This is a genomic window from Clostridium gasigenes, from assembly GCF_017348895.1.
GTDB lineage: Bacteria > Bacillota > Clostridia > Clostridiales > Clostridiaceae > Clostridium > Clostridium gasigenes.
Genome location: NZ_CP071376.1, coordinates 36,425 through 54,975 on the forward strand (window position 1 = coordinate 36,425; position 18,551 = coordinate 54,975).

17 protein-coding genes are annotated in these 18,551 nt (G+C 28.9%); 3 read left to right on the top strand and 14 right to left on the bottom strand.

Translation table 11 applies throughout. The annotated features are described in order from the left end of the window. Positions 1-9: 9 nt before the first annotated feature. Complete coding sequence (locus J1C67_RS00175) at positions 10-591, top strand: 4Fe-4S binding protein (protein WP_089972565.1); 582 nt, start codon at positions 10-12, stop codon at positions 589-591. 134 nt (positions 592-725) lie between these two features. Here J1C67_RS00175 and J1C67_RS00180 read toward each other — a convergent pair whose 3' ends face one another. Both J1C67_RS00180 and J1C67_RS00185 read right to left on the bottom strand, forming a co-directional pair. Further along, positions 726-1,667: an SPFH domain-containing protein gene (locus J1C67_RS00180; RefSeq protein WP_089972561.1), complete on the bottom strand. Its 942-nt coding sequence runs from the start codon at positions 1,665-1,667 to the stop codon at positions 726-728. Positions 1,668-1,670: 3 nt separating this feature from the next. Further along, on the bottom strand, positions 1,671-2,099 hold the full coding sequence (locus J1C67_RS00185; RefSeq protein WP_089972557.1) for an NfeD family protein: 429 nt from the start codon (positions 2,097-2,099) through the stop codon (positions 1,671-1,673). A gap of 292 nt (positions 2,100-2,391) precedes the next feature. On the opposite strand from J1C67_RS00185, the gene J1C67_RS00190 reads away from it, so the two are divergent. Further along, a complete protein-coding gene (locus tag J1C67_RS00190) occupies positions 2,392-4,296 on the top strand; it encodes an NAD(+) synthase (protein ID WP_167866322.1) in 1,905 nt (634 codons plus the stop codon). Positions 4,297-4,484: 188 nt separating this feature from the next. Here the strand turns inward: J1C67_RS00190 and J1C67_RS00195 are convergent, their stop codons facing one another. The 5 genes from J1C67_RS00195 to J1C67_RS00215 all read right to left on the bottom strand — a co-directional run bounded on the left by J1C67_RS00195 (position 4,485) and on the right by J1C67_RS00215 (position 9,256). After that, positions 4,485-5,414, bottom strand: coding sequence for an alpha/beta hydrolase (locus tag J1C67_RS00195; RefSeq protein WP_167866321.1), 930 nt, complete (start codon positions 5,412-5,414; stop codon positions 4,485-4,487). Positions 5,415-5,592: 178 nt separating this feature from the next. Further along, entirely contained in the window at positions 5,593-6,453 is an 861-nt protein-coding gene (locus tag J1C67_RS00200; RefSeq protein ID WP_167866320.1) for an NAD(P)/FAD-dependent oxidoreductase, read from the bottom strand. A gap of 18 nt (positions 6,454-6,471) precedes the next feature. Next, positions 6,472-6,786: a thioredoxin gene (trxA, locus tag J1C67_RS00205; RefSeq protein ID WP_167866319.1), complete on the bottom strand. Its 315-nt coding sequence runs from the start codon at positions 6,784-6,786 to the stop codon at positions 6,472-6,474. A gap of 179 nt (positions 6,787-6,965) precedes the next feature. Further along, positions 6,966-8,693, bottom strand: coding sequence for an ABC transporter ATP-binding protein (locus J1C67_RS00210; protein ID WP_167866318.1), 1,728 nt, complete (start codon positions 8,691-8,693; stop codon positions 6,966-6,968). Positions 8,694-8,833: 140 nt separating this feature from the next. Then, a complete protein-coding gene (locus tag J1C67_RS00215) occupies positions 8,834-9,256 on the bottom strand; it encodes a YaaR family protein (RefSeq protein ID WP_089972526.1) in 423 nt (140 codons plus the stop codon). 283 nt (positions 9,257-9,539) lie between these two features. Between J1C67_RS00215 and J1C67_RS00220 the strand changes: the two genes are divergently transcribed. After that, positions 9,540-12,158, top strand: coding sequence for a calcium-translocating P-type ATPase, PMCA-type (locus tag J1C67_RS00220; RefSeq protein WP_167866317.1), 2,619 nt, complete (start codon positions 9,540-9,542; stop codon positions 12,156-12,158). Between the two features lie 174 nt (positions 12,159-12,332). Here J1C67_RS00220 and brnQ read toward each other — a convergent pair whose 3' ends face one another. From brnQ to J1C67_RS00255, 7 genes are all read right to left on the bottom strand, one after another. Next, positions 12,333-13,607 carry a branched-chain amino acid transport system II carrier protein gene (gene brnQ / locus J1C67_RS00225; RefSeq protein WP_280526564.1) on the bottom strand — a complete coding sequence of 425 codons (1,275 nt, stop codon included), beginning with the start codon at positions 13,605-13,607 and terminating at the stop codon, positions 12,333-12,335. A gap of 168 nt (positions 13,608-13,775) precedes the next feature. Next, complete coding sequence (locus J1C67_RS00230) at positions 13,776-14,465, bottom strand: amino acid ABC transporter ATP-binding protein (protein WP_167866315.1); 690 nt, start codon at positions 14,463-14,465, stop codon at positions 13,776-13,778. Positions 14,466-14,477: 12 nt separating this feature from the next. Further along, positions 14,478-15,119: an amino acid ABC transporter permease gene (locus J1C67_RS00235; protein WP_089972516.1), complete on the bottom strand. Its 642-nt coding sequence runs from the start codon at positions 15,117-15,119 to the stop codon at positions 14,478-14,480. A gap of 13 nt (positions 15,120-15,132) precedes the next feature. Continuing rightward, positions 15,133-15,918, bottom strand: coding sequence for an amino acid ABC transporter substrate-binding protein (locus J1C67_RS00240; RefSeq protein ID WP_167866314.1), 786 nt, complete (start codon positions 15,916-15,918; stop codon positions 15,133-15,135). Positions 15,919-16,209: 291 nt separating this feature from the next. Further along, entirely contained in the window at positions 16,210-16,824 is a 615-nt protein-coding gene (locus J1C67_RS00245) for a PH domain-containing protein (protein WP_167866313.1), read from the bottom strand. Between the two features lie 185 nt (positions 16,825-17,009). Continuing rightward, complete coding sequence (locus J1C67_RS00250; protein WP_089972505.1) at positions 17,010-17,858, bottom strand: CvfB family protein; 849 nt, start codon at positions 17,856-17,858, stop codon at positions 17,010-17,012. Positions 17,859-17,906: 48 nt separating this feature from the next. After that, the gene (locus tag J1C67_RS00255) at positions 17,907-18,407 is read right to left on the bottom strand and encodes a gamma carbonic anhydrase family protein (RefSeq protein ID WP_167866312.1); all 501 of its coding nucleotides are present in this window, start codon (positions 18,405-18,407) and stop codon (positions 17,907-17,909) included. Positions 18,408-18,551 lie beyond the last annotated feature (144 nt).

Sequence of the window (18,551 nt, forward strand, 5' to 3'; positions counted from 1 at the left end):
AAAGAAAATATGAAAAAGAAAAAAAACTGGTATGAATATCTATGGATTGCCTCGTCTGCTTATTTAGTTCTTGGTGCTTTTAACATTCTATTTGCTTGGCTTGGATTAATATGCTTTCTTATACCTTTAATAATTTCCTTAACTGGTGGAGGGAAAGCCTATTGCAATAGTTATTGTGGACGTGGTCAATTGTTATCCTTACTTGGAAATAAATTTAATCTTTCAAGAAATAAACCAATTCCTAAATGGATTAAAACTAAATATTTTAGATATGGTTTTTTAATATTTTTCTTAACTATGTTTATAAATATGATTTTTAATACCTATTTAGTTTTTCAAGGTACTAACTCTTTAAAGGAAGTAATAACTATTCTATGGACATTCAAGCTTCCTTGGAACTTTAATGAATTAACTACTATCACTCCATGGATTTCCCAGTTTGCTTTTGGATTTTATAGTGTAATGCTTACTTCTACAATACTAGGTCTTATTACTATGGTACTTTTCAAACCAAACTCTTGGTGTGTATATTGCCCAATGGGAACTATGACACAAGGTATTTGTATAATAAAAAACAAAATATCTAAATAATAAGATATTTTCAAATAAATAACCAATAAAAAGAGGATGTTGACAAATGATTTTTAAAATCATTATAATCAACTTCCTCTTTTAAATTATTCATTTTTTTCAAGTAATTTTAGTTATCTCCAAACAAATAATTTTTATTTGTTTTTACTTAACATTTCTCCAATAGCTGCTATGCTACCAAGTGATGATAAAGTTTCATTTGGTAATATAAGCTTATTAGCTGGGCAATTTGCCATTTCTTTAAGGGCTTCAACTTGTTTTAAAGCTATAACAACTTCATTTGTTCCTGATTCTATAATAGCTGTATTTACTTTTCTTATAGCTTCTGCTTCTGCAATAGAAATTTGTTTTATTGCTGATGCTTTACCTTCTGCTTCTAATAATTGTGATTCTTTTAAACCTTCTGCTCTTCTAATATTAGCTTCTTTATCTGCTTCTGCTGCTAATATTTTAGCTCTCTTTTCACCTTCAGCCTTTTCGATTTGAGATTGTCTTTGACCTTCAGCCACAAGAATTGTAGCTCTCTTATCTCTTTCAGCTTTCATTTGCTTTTCCATAGCTTCTTGAATTTCGTTAGGTGGAACTATATTTTTTATTTCAACTGAAAGAATTTTGATACCATAAGCATCTGTTACATCATCCATAATATTTAAAAGATCTGAATTTATTCTATCTCTTCCTGATAACACTTCATCTAAAGTCATGTTACCTATAATGTTTCTCATATTTGTTGTTCCTGAATATACAATACCTGATCTGTAATCTTCAATATTATAAACTGCATCTTTTGCACTTAATAATTTATAAAATATTACATTATCTACTGAAATTCTAACATTATCCTTTGTAATAACTGATTGTGGTGGTACGTCTAAAATTTGTTGTTTTGTTGATATTCTTCTTCTTACAAAATCTACGAACGGAATTATAAAGTGCCATCCTGGTTCTAATATCTTTTGAAATTGTCCAAACCTTTCAACTACACATACTGACCCTGTGTTTACAATTCTAATTGATGATAAAATTAATATTAATACTATTAATAAAATCACACTTCCTACTATAATACCTGCCATTTTTTATTCCTCCTCTTTCTCTATTCTTAATTTATTACCTTCAAATTCAACTATTCTAAAGCTTTCACCTTTTTTAATAGTTTCGCCTTTGTTAAGTACTGCCCAATAAACGCCTCCGAGTTTTGCTTTTCCTCTTTCTTCAATATCTTCTTCTGCTTTTAAAACTTTACCAATGTAATGTTCTTCCATTAGTGGTAAACGCTGTACTGAAGATTTGAATTTTTTTCTTGCCCAAGGATATCCAATAGATATTGTTATTATACTTATAGCTAAGAAAAGAATTATTTGCACTCCTATTGATGCGCCCATTAATGAAGCTATCATAGCTACAAAGGCTCCTATAGAAAACCAAATAAATAAAAAGCTACTTGTAGCTATATCTAAAATAAATACCACTATTCCAAGAATAATCCAAAATATTGTTGATCCCATTTATACTCCCCCCTTCTCTTTTCTTTTTATTATAACATAATTTGTTAATTAATTTATTATATTAACCTTATAAATTTATTATACATTCTTTTCTACATCTTTACAATATTATTTTAAACTTTTTATAAGTTTATTTTAAACTTTTAATAGGTTTATTTATATTTATATTTTATTCTCATTGATTTTCTAAGGTTTTCCTTTTATTATTTAATTAGGATGTATTTTGTTTTGTAATTTTATGAATACTAATATATAAGACATCTTCAAAAAAATAAAAATTGGAGTTGATAATATGGATTTTATTAAAGTCAGCGCAGCTTGTCCCGTTACCCGTGTAGCTGATATAGATTTTAACTTAGAAAATATTAATATATGTATAGATAATGCCTATAAAGCTGGGGCTAAATCTATAGTTTTTCCTGAACTTTGTATAACTTCTTATACTTGTGGGGATTTATTTATGCAATCTTCTTTATTAAACAAAAGTATGGAAGCTATAGAAAAGCTTGTTTATAAAAGTAAAGATACCGACATGTTAATTACTGTAGGTGCCCCTCTTAATTATAATAATAATCTTTATAACTGTGGTTATGTTATTTTTAACGGTAAAATCCTTGGAATTATACCAAAATCATTTATTCCAAACTATAGTGAATTTTATGAAAAACGTTGGTTTAGTGAAGGACTTGGAATTATTAATAAAAAGGTAGATTTTAAATTCCAAAAAGATATTCCTTTTGGAACTAATTTAATCTTTTCTTCAGATAATTTTAATTTTGGTTTTGAAATTTGTGAGGATCTTTGGGTTGCTATCCCACCTAGTTCCTACTTAGCTTTAATGGGTGCTAATATAATTAGCAACCTTTCAGCTTCAAATGAGCTTGTATCTAAAGCTGATTATAGAAGAAGTTTAATTACAAACCAAAGCGCTCGTTTAATGTCTTCATACATATATGCTTCTGCTGGTGTTCACGAATCAACAACAGATCTTTTATTTAGTGGACATTTATTAATCTCTGAAAATGGAAGTTTGCTAAAAGAAAATGATAGGTTCCAAAGAGATAACGAAGTTATTTACTCTTGCGTAGATATATTTAGACTTAATGCAGAACGTCTTAAAAATATAAGTTTTAGAAATTCATCAACAACTCTTCCTTTTGAACCTAATTATATAAAGTTCCAATTTAATAGTACTTCTATTAAGAACTTTGATAGATTTGTTGATAAGCATCCTTTTGTTCCTTCAAACCCAACGGAACGTGCAGAAAGATGCAAAGAAATATTTAATATCCAAGCTTCTGCACTTGCAAAAAGAATGGAACATACAGGGATAAAAAAAGCTGTAATAGGCATATCTGGAGGTTTAGACTCAACTCTTGCTTTATTAGTTGTAGTTAAAACCTTTAAACTATTAGGTATTGACCATAAAAATATAGTGGCAATTACTATGCCAGGATTCGGAACTACAGATAGAACTTATAACAATGCCTTAACTCTTTGCAAAGAGCTTAATTGTGATTTAAGAGAAATAAATATAGTAAAAGCCGCACTTCAACATTTTGAAGATATTGGTCATGATAAAAATATTCACGATGTTACTTATGAAAATGTTCAGGCAAGAGAAAGAACTCAAATACTTATGGATTTAGCAAACAAAGAAGGCGGACTTCTAATTGGAACAGGAGATTTATCAGAACTCGCTCTTGGATGGTGCACTTATAACGGTGATCATATGAGCATGTACTCTGTTAACCCATCTATACCTAAAAGTCTTGTTAGATATTTAGTAAGATATGTAGCAGAACAAGAATACACTGGCAATGTGGCAGAAACATTATTAGATGTTTTAGATACTCCAGTTAGCCCTGAACTATTACCAAAGGGAGCTACTGATGAAATGGTACAAAAAACAGAAGATATAGTTGGACCATATGAATTACATGACTTCTTCTTATATCATTTTATAAAACATGGTTCTTCCAAAGAAAGAATTCTGTTATTATCAACCCAAGCCTTTAAAGATGATTATAGCTTCGATGAAATTGAGAAATGGCTTAATAAATTTATTTATAGATTCTTTACTCAACAATTTAAAAGAAGTGCTCTCCCTGATGGACCAAAGGTAGGAAGTATATCTTTAAGTCCTAGAGGAGATTGGAGAATGCCTTCAGATGCTTCTTTCAATAGCTTTAAATAATTAAAATGCCCCTAATTTTAGTGTAACACTATAAAAAAGAAAGTGTCTATAAATGATTAGAAAAATCATTTATAGACACTCTTTTTTAAGTAAAGATAATTTTATACTATTTGTTTATTAATTATTTGTATTTATCAATAAACAATATCATATAAACAAATAGTTTTACTTCCTATTACTATTTTTTCTTAGTTCCTTAATTCATTTATAAATTCTCTAATAGCTTTTACATAAGTATCTTTGTCTTTTGCATAAGCTCCCACATGTACCGCATCTGGAATTATAACTAATTTATTTTTATTTCCTATTTTAACACTAAACATTTCTTCACTCATAGTTACGGGCACTACATTATCTCCAGTCCCATGAACAAATAATACAGGTATCTCATTATCTTTTATACAATCAATAGGTGATATATTATTCATATCAAACCCACATTTACTTTTACATTGTCTATTAACCATATTATATATTGGAAAAAACGGAACATCAGCTTGTTTAAACTGATATCTTAAAATTTCTTTTCCATTTGAATATGCACAATCAGCTATAACAAAATCTATTTTTTCACTATAATTTCCACCATACATAAGAACTGTTGCTCCACCCATGGATTGTCCGTGAAGCCCTATCATTCCATCTTCACCGATTTTATTTCTAATTAAATTCACCCAAATATCTAAATCTTTTTGTTCTTTATATCCGTAAGTAATATATTCGCCTTCACTTTCTCCATGACTTCTCATATCTACTAGTAATACATTAAACCCCTCTTCAAAAAATATATCTAAAAATTGAATACATACATAATGATTTGCTGTATATCCATGGTGAATAATCATAACTTTATTTGAGTCCGGATATTTGTTGTAATAATAACCCTTTAGCTTAAATCCATCTGAACTTAGGATTTCTAATTCTTCATATTCTAAGTCTTCATAATTTTTATAATCACAAAAGAATCGTTCTTTTAAAACTTTTATCATTTTACCTTTATCTTTCCGATCATCAAGTATTATATGTTTAAATGCATCTTTTTTTATTTCACCTATAAAATTGATACTAAGTAATATAATTATTACTATAAATACTGATATTATTAACAAACCTTTCATTTTTCTCTCCTCTTTAGGCATATTTAACTTTAGTAATCTTGTCTCATATTATTACATTATTTTACCACACTATATATTTTTTATACTTAGACTACTAAAAAAATATTATTATCTATTATATTAAGCCTTATAACAACAAAAAAAGAAAAGCATTTTAGCGCTTTTCTTTAAGTACAATTTATTTCTTTTGATCTAAATATTTAGCTGCACTTAAGGCTGCAATATTACCTTCCCCTGCGGATTTAATATATTGATACGGAATACCAACACAATCTCCCGCTGCAAAACAACCTTTAATATTTGTTTTCATAAGTCTATCAACTTCAATATGATTATCAGTAATTTTTAAACCTGGAACTAATTGTCCTGGAGAAATAGAGTCTTTTAATACAAAAACACCGTCTGTTTCTAACTCTCTGTTTTTTAATACTATTTTATCAACTTTAATTTCACCTTTAATTTGCTCTGGTTTGTCTTCTACTAATTCAATATTAGTTTTCAACTCATATGGGCCTTTATACATTGGTATATAATATACAAGACCTGCAAGTTCGGAAACAAAGTTTGCTTCTTCTTCTGCTTCTTTATTATGACCTATTATCGTTACTACTTTGCCTCTATATAATGGAGCATCACAGGTTGCACAATATCCAACACCTTTTCCAAGGTATTCTTCTTCACCCTTTAAAGGTCTTGAATATTCCATCCCTGTAGCTAATATAACAGTTGTTGCTTCATAGGTTTCATTATTTACCATTAATGCGAAATAATCACCCATTGCATATATAGCGTTAATTCTCTCTTCAGTTATTTTAATATCCATAGAATTTAAATGAGCCTCGAATTGATTTTTTATATCTTCTCCTGTCATACCAAAAAAACCTAAATAATTATTTATTTTTGGAGCCTTAACTAATTTATTAGTTAAATTTTTATTCCCAAAGATAATAAATTTCTTATTTCTAATTTTTGCATTTAATGCAGCTGATAATCCCGCTGGTCCACTACCAACTATTGCAATATCATACCGTTCACTCATTTTTTCACCCTCTTAAATTTATAAGTGTTTAGCTATTTTAGCTTTTAAAGCATCCTTTGGCATAAATCCTACTAAAGTATCTACAGGAGCACCATTTTTAAATATCATTAAAGTTGGTATGCTTGATACTTGATATTTACTTGCAAGCGCTTGATTTGCATCTACATCAACCTTTGTAAATTTAGCATTTGTAACTTCTGCCGCCACTTCTTCTAATATTGGAGCTATCATTTTGCAAGGACCACACCAAGTTGCCCAAAAATCTACTAAAACCACACCTTTATTATTTATAACCTCTTCATTAAAATTTGATACTGTAACATGTTGAACCATATTTATTCCTCCTTATATACCCCTTAGGGGTACATTATATATTTTAATTTTACTCATTTTGCTCTTATTAGTCAATAGCTAATCTAACTAATTCCTTTTTATTTTCCCCCTTTAACAGAAAATTATCAATTTACTTACGCAACTCTAAAATTTTATATTTAGCTAGGGAAGTTTCTTTTTCAGTTTTGCACCTTTTTCAAATTTAAAAATTGAGCTTCATATAGTTCTTTGTATGAACCCTCTTTATTTAATAATTCTTCATGAGTTCCTTGTTCTTCTATACCTTTATCTGTTAAAACAATAATTTCATCCGCATTCTTTATTGTTGATAATCTATGAGCAACAACTATAGTTGTTCTACCTGAGCATAATTCTTCTAAAGATTTTTGTATCATATATTCGGTAGTATTATCTAATGCTGAAGTTGCTTCATCTAATATTAGTATAGGTGGATTTTTTAAAAATACCCTTGCTATTGATATTCTTTGTTTTTGTCCTCCAGATAATTTAACTCCTCTTTCTCCTATATTAGTGTTATACCCCTGTGGAAGTTCCATGATAAAATCATGTATATTAGCTCTTTTAGATGCTTCTATTACCATTTCATCACTAGCTTTCTGATCTCCAAATAAAATATTTTCTTTTATTGTCCCTGTAAATAAGAAAACTTCTTGTTGTACCACCCCTATATTTTTTCTTAAAGAATTTAACTTACTACAATATATGCTTTTACCATCAATTGTGATATCACCATCTGTAACATCATAAAATCTTGGTATTAAGTTGCAAAAAGTTGTTTTCCCTCCACCAGATGGTCCAACTATAGCTAACATTTTACCTTTTTCTATTGTTAAAGTTATTCCAGCTAATATGTTTTTATCTTCATAGCTAAAATGTACATCTTTAAATTTGATTTCACCTTGTACATTTGTTATATCTGTAGCCTTCGGGTCTTCTTTCTCTTTTTCTTCTTCAATTATTTCTACAAATCTCTTAAAGCCAGTCATACCATTTTGATATTGTTCCATAAATGCAACTAACTTTTTAATTGGTTGGGTGAATAACTTAATATATAGTAGATATGCTAAAAAATCTCCAATATTTATTGCTCCACTAAATGTGAATAGTCCTCCAGCAATTAAAGCTATATAATCTAATATATCTATGTTAAAATTTACCACTGAGGAATATTCAGCCATTACTTTATAGGCTGCTTCTCTAGCCTTTTTAAATTTTATATTTCCTTTTTCAAATTTAGCCTCTTCATTTTCATGAGAAACAAATGCTTTTGTTATTCTTATTCCTGATAAAGAATTTTCCAGTGTTGAATTAACAACTGAAGTTTGTACTCTTGTTTCCATAAATGCATTTAACATTTTATTTTTCTTTTTCCAAGTAAAAATTACAATTACCGGTATAAAGGCAAATATTATAAGTGTTAAAGGTATATTTATAGTACATAAGATTCCAAATGAACCTATTAACATAACCATTGAAATAAATAAATCTTCCGGACCATGATGAGCAAGTTCTGAAATTTCCATAAGGTCATTTATCATTCTACTCATTAAGTCACCAGTTTTATTATTATCAAAATACTTATTAGGTAACTTTTGAAGATGCAGGAACATTTCCCGTCTCATATCCGCTTGCATTCTAACGCCCATTACATGTCCATAATATTGCATAAAGTAAGTACAAGCTCCCTTAACTATATATATTGCTAAAAGAGTTCCACCAAATACTATAAGCATTCTTAAATTTTTATTTGGTATGCTCTCATTAACCAAATTTCTTGTCATCATAGGAAATACTAAATCACAAATCGCTGCAATAAATGCAACAATCATATCTAAGAAAAATAGTTTTTTGTAAGGTCTATAATAACTAATAAATCTTTTTATCATATTTTTTTCCTCCGTTTTTATATTGTTTATTATATTTAATACTACAACAGTTGATAACTATTTTCAATTATTATTCTTAAAAATTAAAAACATCACTATAAAACTAGTTTATAGTGATGCTCTATTTCTTTGAATATACATTACTTATATATATCAACTATAAGTCCCTGTATTTCATCTATAGTAGCTGCTACGTTTAAATTTTCTCTTTCCTCAGCCATTAATTCCTTTGTAAGTTCTTCAAGTCTTTCATCTATAGTTTCAACTGTTACAAAGTACTGTGTTTGCCAAAAACTAACATCCTTTTTAGTATCATACATAAACTTTAAAATTGATGCTAAATATTCTTTAATCATTTTTTTATAGGCTATTACATCCCCATAAGTTTTTGTAGTTACTAATCTATTTCCTCTTTTATTAATTTCTTCAATCATTTTATTTAATTGTTCTTCTGATTTTCTATCTCTAGCTTGATTAAAGCTTTGAGAAAAATCTTTTTTCTCTGACACTATTTTTCTTTCATTTCTAATTGTATCTTTTGAATTTACTCTTCCAATTTCCATACTAATCAATCCTTTCACATGCCTTATTAATATTATAGCAGAGTAACGTTTTTTCAACTAGAGGTTTTATTTTTTCGAAAGTGTATTAGAGGTTTAAAACAAACTAATAATTCAATATTCCCAGGCTATTTTCCACTATATTTTTTTTACATTAATAAGAACTTTACATATTACTTTTTTTACCAGGTATTAATATTAACAACTTTATTTATGCTATACTTATAGTAAAATAATTTTTATAGATTATTAAGGGGTCTTCAAAAAAGTAAGGAGGGTTTTTCATATGTGGTTTAATAAAACATCAGAAGAAGCATTAAAAGAGCTTAACTCTAATGCTCTTAATGGGCTTTCTTCTACAGACGCAAAAGAACGATTAGCAACTAATGGTGAAAATAAACTAGCAGGAAAAAAGAAAAAATCAATTGCAATGCTTTTCTTTATTCAAATTAACGATGTAATGATTTATATTTTACTTGGCGCTGCTTTAATTTCTGGTATTGTAGGTGAAATTAGCGATGCTGTAATCATATTAATTGTTATTTTAGTTAATGCTCTTATTGGCTTAGTGCAAGAATCTAAAGCTGAAAAGGCACTTGATGCACTTAAAAAGCTTTCTACTCCAAAAGCTCTTGTTAAAAGAGATGGACAATTAAAAGAAATTCCATCTGAAGAAGTAGTTGTTGGAGATATAGTTATTATTGATGCAGGAAGATATATACCTGCTGATTTAAGAATTTTAGAATCTGCTAACTTGAAAATCGAAGAATCTGCCTTTACGGGAGAATCTGTTCCTGCTGATAAAAATTCAGAAACTATAGTATCTGAAGGAGATGTCCCTATTGGAGATCAGCATAATATGTTGTTTATGTCTACGCTTGCTACTTATGGTAGAGGAACTGGTATAGTTACAAGTACTGGTATGGATACTCAAATTGGTAAAATTGCAAAAATGCTTGATGCTGAGGGTGATGATACAACACCTCTTCAAAAGAAACTTGCACAGCTTGGTAAAACTCTTGGATTTGCCGCTGTTTCTATTTCAATACTTATGCTTATTATTTCAATGTTCCAAGGAAGAAACTTTATGGATATGTTTATGACTTCCATAAGTTTAGCTGTAGCTGCTATTCCCGAAGGATTACCTGCCATTGTTGCTATTGTTTTAGCTCTTGGCGTTCAAAGAATGATTAAGGAAAATGCTATTATTAGAAAATTACCTGCTGTTGAAACTTTAGGTTCTGTTAATATTATTTGTTCTGATAAAACAGGAACTTTAACAATTAATAAAATGACTGTCAAAAAATATTTTGTTAATAATGAACTTAAATCTTTAGAGGATGCAAATATTACAGATGAAACAACTAAATTATTAATAGATGGTATGATTTTATGTAATGATGCAACTTCAACAGAATCTTCTAAAACTGGTGACCCAACCGAAATTGCTTTATTAGATGTAGGAAATAAATTTAATATATTTAAAGATGATTTAAATACAAATCATAAAAGAGTTAATGAAATTCCTTTTGATTCTGATAGGAAACTTATGACAACTTTAAATAAGTACAATGAAAATTATTATACTTTTACTAAGGGTGCTATTGATAGCATTTTAAAAATATCAACAAAAATATTAATTGGTGGCGAAGTTAAGGACTTTACTGATGAACTAAAGGCTAATGTTCTAACATCTTCTAACGGCATGTCTGATGATGCTTTAAGAGTCTTAGCTCTTGGATATAAAATTTTAGAAAATGAACATGTAGCAATTGATAATTTAGAAGATAACTTAATCTTTATTGGTTTAATGGGTATGATTGATCCTCCAAGGGAAGAGGTTAAGGGTTCAATTGAACTTAGTAAAAAAGCTGGTATAAGAACTATTATGATTACTGGTGATCATAAAAACACTGCTGTTGCCATTGCCAAAGAACTTGGAATTGCAGAAAATATTGCCCAGGCAATGTCCGGAAGTGAAATTGATACTTACTCCGATGAAGAATTTATAAAAATAGTTAATAACTATAGAATTTTTGCTAGAGTTTCTCCAGAGCATAAAGTTAAAATAGTTAAAGCCTTTAAATCTTATGGTAATATAGTTTCAATGACTGGTGACGGAGTAAATGATGCTCCTTCATTAAAAGCAGCCGACATTGGTGTTGCCATGGGAATTACAGGTACAGATGTTGCTAAAGGTGCCGCTGACATGGTTTTAACTGATGATAACTTTACAACTATAGTTAAAGCTGTTGAAGAAGGACGAAATATCTTTAACAATATAAAAAAGTCAATTTTATTCTTATTAAGTTGTAACCTTGGAGAAGTTATAGCATTATTCTTTGCTATATTATTTAACTGGTCTACACCGCTATTACCTATTCATATATTATGGGTTAATTTAATTACAGATAGTTTCCCAGCTCTTGCACTTGGAGTTGATCCAGGCGACCACGATGTTATGTCTAAACAACCACGTAGCCCAAAGGAAAGTCTTTTTGCTGGTAGAATGGGTAGATTACTAATTATTAATGGAATATTAATTGGTGTTACCACATTAATTGCATTTAAATTAGGAGAAAGACTTTACCCTGGTTCATTAATGCATGCTCAAACTATGGCATTTGTAGTATTAAGTGTTTCTCAATTGTTTTATTCATTAACTATGAGAAACGAAACAAAATCCTTATTCCAAGTTGGAGTATTAAAAAATAAATGGTTAATTGGTTCTATTGCATTTGGAATAAGTTTGCAATTTATTATAATTACAGTTCCAGTTTTAGCATCAATATTTAAAGTTTATTCTTTAACAGTATCAGATTGGGGACTTGTAGTTGGATTATCATTAGTACCATTTATAATAAATGAGTTTATTAAAATATTCTTTAGAATGAAGGATAAATAAATATTTTTTAAAATAAAAGAGGCATTTAGCTAACTAATTTAATATAATGAAAACGCCGTATAAATAGCATATTTCTATGCTATTTATACGGCGTTTAACACGTTACTTAACTAACTATGCCCTTCATTTCTTCTAATCCAAATTAACATCTAGTTTGACGTCTGTGGGTAGTTTTTATAACTTATTTGCTTTCGCTAAATTGTTGGAAATTACAAAAGCAAATACAGCTGGTATAATCCATGCAAATCCTACATTGGATAGAGGCACATATTTAAAAAATCCAATGCTATTTGCTGTTAAATCATTTATAGTATTTAAAACACTTACTATTAAAACTGTGTAGGTAGTTATAGCAACTACCTTATTGTTTTTCACTATATTACCAAGCAAAGTAGTAACTATTAGAACAATTACAATTGGATATATAATTTGTAAAACTGGACCTGCCAATTTAATTAAACTATCAACATCCCTTGTAGCCATTACTCCACTTACTAAAGCCATACTAATAGCAATACTTTCGTAAGATAATTTACCTTTAGAAAGTTTAGCAAAGAATTTTGATCCAGCTGAAAGTATTCCTATAGCAGTGGTTAAGCATGCAACAGTAACACATAAACTAAGTATAATACTACCAATGCTACCTAAGTCTAATCTAACAATTTCTGTAACCAGACTAGTTCTAGATATCTTTTCTGAGAACAAAGTAGTTGTTTGAGTTCCAAGGTACATAAGTCCAGCATATACAAAGGATAAACCGATTAAAGACACTACAGCTGATTTCATAGTTATCATCATTATATCTTTTGAGCTTTCATAACCTTTTGCTCTAATAGATGCAAGAATTATTGATGAAAATATAACGCCCGTCATAGCATCCATTGTTTGATATCCTTCTATTAAGGCTTTTGAGAATGCACCTTGGTAAGATGTAGCTACAACTGGTCCAATAGGATATATTATTCCTTTAACTATAATTATACTTAACATTAATAAAAGTGCCGGTGTAAGTATTTTACCTATATTATCAATTATTGAAGAAGGTTTAAGCGCAAATGCAAGCACTATTACAAAAAAAACTATAATCGATATATTTTGTCCAATTTCAGGAAACAAAGGCTGTATTCCTAGTTCAAAAGTTGTTGAGGCTGTTCTTGGAATTGCAAATAAAGGTCCTATTACAAGAACTAAAGCTATAGAGACTATCACAGAAAATATTGGGCCTACTCTATCTGCCATTTTTTCGAAAGTACCGTTAATTTTAGCACAGGCAATTATTGCACATAGAGGAAGACAAACTCCTGTAATAAGAAAGCCTATAATTGATAATAAAACTGAGTCCCCTGCTGCTTTTCCTAATGCGGGTGGAAAAATTAGGTTTCCTGCACCGAAGAACATTGCAAATAATGCAAACCCTATAACTATTGAATGTTTTGTTGAATTTTTGATTTATGTAACCTCCCTATTAATTAACCTTTATAGTTTTTATAATAAATAAATCAGTGCTTCTTTTTAAAAAAGCACTGTCAAAAAAAATAATAGACCAATTTCAGATAAATGTAAAGGTAATTATTGCATATTATTCACCCTATCAAGCAATATTCTATTTTTCATAAATTAAACTATATTTCCAAATATTAATCCTTCTGTAAGTAGACCCTTATCCATAGAAAATATTCTATCTGCAACTTTCTTTGCAAATTCCATATCATGAGTAATTATCATCATACTCATACCTTCTTTTCCAAGACTTCTAATTAATTTTGCAACCTCATCTGTAAGACCTGGATCTAATGCCGATGTCGGCTCATCAAAGCACATTAACTTTGGATCTAATACTAATGCTCTTCCAATTGCAACTCTTTGCTTTTGGCCTCCTGATAGCTCGCAGGGGTAGTTGTCTCTTTTATCATTTAGCCCAAGGAAACTTAAAGTTTCTTCTGCTCTTTTTATTGCTTCTTCCTTTGAAACACCAAAAACCTTTTGTGGTGCTTCTATTAAATTTTCTAAAACACTCATATGAGGAAATAAGTTAAAATTTTGAAAAACTAAGCCTATATCTTTTCTTATATTTTTCATTTCTATTTTATCTATATATTTCCCATTTTCACATAAAGTATTTCCATTGATTTCAATTAAGCCATCATCGCAGGTTTCTAAAGCATTAACACATCTAAGTAGAGTTGTTTTTCCTCCACCTGAAGGACCAACGATTACTAGTATTTCACCAGATTTTATTTCTAAATCAACGCCTTTTAATACCTCTGTTTTTCCAAAGCTTTTTTTCAATCCACTTATTTTTAACATGCACGTCCCCTCCTACTGATAATAGTTATATTTTTTCTCAATTTTTTCTAATACTTTTGCAATTATCCCATTAAGAATTAAATATACTATAGCTACAACTACAAATGGCATTATTGATGTTAATCTATTTGATGCTATTTTAGCAACTTTAAGAAGTTCGTCTAATCCCACAACATAAACTAGTGCTGTATCTTTTACAAGTGTAACAACTTCATTTGATACTGGTGGAAACACTGTTTTTAATGCTTGAGGCAGAATTATTCTAACAAAGATATCCTTTTTAGACATTCCAAGTACCTCAGCAGCTTCAATTTGTCCTTTATCAATAGAAATTATTCCCGCTCTAAATATTTCTCCAAAGTATGCACCATAGTTTAATACCATTGCAAGTATAGCTGCTGGCATTCTAGGAATTGATAATCCAAGTGATGGTAGCCCAAAAAATATAAATAGTATTTGTAATAATAAAGGAGTTCCTCTAAATATATAGATATAAATACCTGTTATGCTATTTAATATTTTCATTTTAGATATTCTTCCAAGAGCTATAATTACTCCTAAGGGAATTGATAATATTAATGTTAATATAAACACCATCAATGTTGTTGTTAAACCCTGAAGCACTTGTGGAATAAGGCTTATTATATCTTGCATAATTTTCCCTCCTTTATTTAGCTATTATATCTTCACCAAACCATTTTTTTGATATTTCTGCTGCTGTTCCATCATCTACAACTTCATCAAAAGCTTTATTAAATTTCTCAACAAATGCTGCGTCATCTTTTCTCATACCTACTGCATAATCTTCTATTCCAAAATCTTCTGAAATAACATTATATTTTTCAATACCTCTTCCATTCATATAATATTTTGCTAATATTTCATCAGCAACAATAGCATCAACTCTTCCTGCTTCTAAATCCATTAGCGCTTCATTATTAGTGTCAAAAGTTATAATTTTCCCATTTTTAAATGTAGAAATTATATCTCCATCAGCTTCTATTGCCTCAACTGCACTTGATGCATTTTGTGCTGCAACTTTAGCATCTTTTAAATCTGCTTTTGTTTTAATTTTTGAATCTGCAAGTGTAATTATTATTTGTCTATTATTTAAATAAGTCTTTGAAAATTCAACCTTTTCACGTCTTTCATCAGTAACTGAATATCCATTCCAAATAAAATCTATATTTCCATTATTAAGTTCTGTTTCTTTCATGCTCCAATCTATTGGTTGAAACTCTATTTCTTTACCTAGCTTTTCTCCAACTGCCTTTGCAAGTTCAATATCAAAACCTGTAACCTCGCCATTTTCATCTTTAAATCCCATTGGTACAAAAGTATCATCAAACCCCAAAACTAGTTTTTCAGTGTTACCACAACCTACAAATCCTATAGCCATTGCCCCTACTATAGTTGTCATTAAAACCTTTTTTATTAATTTTCTTATACTCATTATTAATTGCCCCCTTTTGTTTTCTTTATCACATCATTACTTTATCACAGTAAAGTAACAAAGTCAATATTCTTATTTAATTTTTTCATAAATCAATACTTTTATTTATTATAATTAGGATATATATATTTTTTTATACAAATTTAATTTTAATAATGTGAGGTGTTTTATTTACCTATTAAAGGTTGGCGAAAATAAATATGTTATTCTAGCTGACTATACTGGATAATAACACCAAAGAAACAGCTCCTAGATAATTTTTTATCTAGGAGCTGCGCTAATACTTTATCTTTAATTATTTATATAATTCTTAAATGTATCTGTAAAATCTTTTTTAATATATTCTTCTCTACTTTGCTTTATCCATTGGAAAGAATATTCATTAATATTCTTAAATATTTCTGCTAAATCTCCATTTTCTATTTTTTGAGAACCACAGGCTTTAGATGCTATTTCTAAAACTTCTCCTGATTTTATTAACATTGTTTCATTACTTTCTGTAATTTGTTCTATTCTTATTAAAGCTTTATAAAGATCTTTTAATTGCTCAATGGCTCTTTTGTCAACATCAATTAAAAACATCTCTTGATTTATTGCAAACTTAATTTCACAATCTAAATCTATTGTTCCTGCTGTTTCAATAGTTATGTTACTTAATTTATTTTTATAATAGTCATATCTTTTTACTGCTCTCTTCTTACTAATAGCTGATTCACCATCTACATGTATTAAAGCTAAATTAGTGAAGCAATATTCATCTGTCCTTGACTTAATTAAGAAAAATATTTTTTCTCCATCTTCATGCATTATATAATCATCTGCATCTACTTTGTCATAATCCTTAGAACTAATTATTTTTCCTATATCACTTAATCCTAAAGCGTCTGCTGCGAAATTTTTAAACATACTAATTCCCCCTTTATTTTCAATATAATTATACCATATGCTAAAGATTTAATGCCCTAGTTTTTTCAAACTTTATTTATTTTCCCCATTTTAAAATACAAAAAAAAACAAACTTATATCATATAAAGTTATATGATATAAGTTTGCTTAGTATTAATTGAATTCTATCCTAAATATAAGTTACTCTACTTTACTATTCTTGTTCCTTCTAAGTCTTGAGCTATTTTTCCTTCCTTCATTAAGCCACCAAGTGCCATTTTGAAGTAGTTTTTACTTGTATTAAATGTTGCTTTTATATCTTCTGGTGCTGATTTATCGTTAAACGCCATAAAACCACCATTAATATCCATATGTTTTAATATAGATTCTTGAAGACTTGATCTTTCTATTAATCTTTTTTGTCTTGAAGAAAATCCAATTACTCCATCTTCATACAATCTTTTAACTCTTAATTTTAATTCTATTCCTGGATAAACACTTTGGAAGTATTCATTTGGTAATACTAATCCTTTATATTTACAATCTATTGCAACATTTAAAGTACCAGCTGGAGTAGCTGAATAAACTACAGCTTCCATTTCATCTCCTACTTTATAAGTTATGTTATCCGCTTCTTCTAAAGGTCTTAGGTAAGGTTCTACATCTGTAGTTCCTGCAAGCCTTCCCGTTTTATCTACATATATATAGAATAAATATTTTTCATTTTCTTTAATTTCAAATCTTTGTTCTTTAATTGGAACAAAAATATCTCTGTCTAATCCAATACTAATGAAAGCTCCAAATTCTGTTTTCATTACAACTTTTAAATAACCAACTTCTCCTGCAGTTACAAATGGTTTAGCAAGTGATGCAACTGGTCTATCTAATGAATCTTTATAAACAAATACATTTAAAACGTCATCAATTCTAACTCTTTCCTTACCAATACATGATGTTGGTAATAAAACTGAGTCACCTTCTTCATTTTGTAGAAAGTATCCATAATCCTTTTTTCTTACTGCTTTTAAAACGTGATATTCACCTATATTTAACATATTTCCTCCTGATTTAGGCACTATTAAACTAATTGTTTAACCTGCCTCCTATATATATTTTTTACTTAAGTTTACATAATTATTTGCTGAAGTCTTAATTCCTATTATTTCTTCTTCAGTTAAATTTCTAATTACTTTAGCTGGGCTACCAAGACAAAGAACACCTTCTGGTATTTCTTTTCCTTGTGGTATTAATGATCCTGCTCCTATAATTGTATTTTTCCCAATTATAGCTTCATTTAATACAATAGAACCCATTCCTATTAAAACATTATTATGTATAGTGCATCCATGAATTATAGCTCCATGCCCTATTGTTACATCATCACCTATATATGTTCCACAATGGCTATCTACATGAACTACAGAGTTTTCTTGAATATTTGTATTTTCGCCTATAACAATACTATTCATATCGCCTTTAATCCTTGTACCAAACCAAATATTAGCGTTATCTTTAATAACAACATTTCCTATTATATCAACACTTTCTGAAATATAGCAAGTTTTATGTACTATAGGTTTAACCCCTTGAAACTCTTTTATCATTTCTATAACTCCTTTTCATTAAAACATCTTTTGAAAAATAAATATATAATCTTATAAACTTATTTTATCATTCCCTTATATTATTGTCATTATTTATACCTATGTAATACTATATATAATTAAACAATATTTTGAGAGGCATAA

Bases quoted from the DNA above. Each gene is read 5' to 3' on its own strand.
- J1C67_RS00175 (WP_089972565.1), top strand. From the start codon at position 10: ATGAAAAAGAAAAAAAACTGGTATGAATATCTATGGATTGCCTCGTCT.
- J1C67_RS00180 (WP_089972561.1), bottom strand. From the start codon at position 1,667: ATGGCAGGTATTATAGTAGGAAGTGTGATTTTATTAATAGTATTAATA.
- J1C67_RS00185 (WP_089972557.1), bottom strand. From the start codon at position 2,099: ATGGGATCAACAATATTTTGGATTATTCTTGGAATAGTGGTATTTATT.
- J1C67_RS00190 (WP_167866322.1), top strand. From the start codon at position 2,392: ATGGATTTTATTAAAGTCAGCGCAGCTTGTCCCGTTACCCGTGTAGCT.
- J1C67_RS00195 (WP_167866321.1), bottom strand. From the start codon at position 5,414: ATGAAAGGTTTGTTAATAATATCAGTATTTATAGTAATAATTATATTA.
- J1C67_RS00200 (WP_167866320.1), bottom strand. From the start codon at position 6,453: ATGAGTGAACGGTATGATATTGCAATAGTTGGTAGTGGACCAGCGGGA.
- trxA (WP_167866319.1), bottom strand. From the start codon at position 6,786: ATGGTTCAACATGTTACAGTATCAAATTTTAATGAAGAGGTTATAAAT.
- J1C67_RS00210 (WP_167866318.1), bottom strand. From the start codon at position 8,693: ATGATAAAAAGATTTATTAGTTATTATAGACCTTACAAAAAACTATTT.
- J1C67_RS00215 (WP_089972526.1), bottom strand. From the start codon at position 9,256: ATGGAAATTGGAAGAGTAAATTCAAAAGATACAATTAGAAATGAAAGA.
- J1C67_RS00220 (WP_167866317.1), top strand. From the start codon at position 9,540: ATGTGGTTTAATAAAACATCAGAAGAAGCATTAAAAGAGCTTAACTCT.
- J1C67_RS00230 (WP_167866315.1), bottom strand. From the start codon at position 14,465: ATGTTAAAAATAAGTGGATTGAAAAAAAGCTTTGGAAAAACAGAGGTA.
- J1C67_RS00235 (WP_089972516.1), bottom strand. From the start codon at position 15,119: ATGCAAGATATAATAAGCCTTATTCCACAAGTGCTTCAGGGTTTAACA.
- J1C67_RS00240 (WP_167866314.1), bottom strand. From the start codon at position 15,918: ATGAGTATAAGAAAATTAATAAAAAAGGTTTTAATGACAACTATAGTA.
- J1C67_RS00245 (WP_167866313.1), bottom strand. From the start codon at position 16,824: ATGTTTAAAAATTTCGCAGCAGACGCTTTAGGATTAAGTGATATAGGA.
- J1C67_RS00250 (WP_089972505.1), bottom strand. From the start codon at position 17,858: ATGTTAAATATAGGTGAATATCACGTTTTAAAAGCAGTAAGAAAAAAG.
- J1C67_RS00255 (WP_167866312.1), bottom strand. From the start codon at position 18,407: ATGATAAAAGAGTTTCAAGGGGTTAAACCTATAGTACATAAAACTTGC.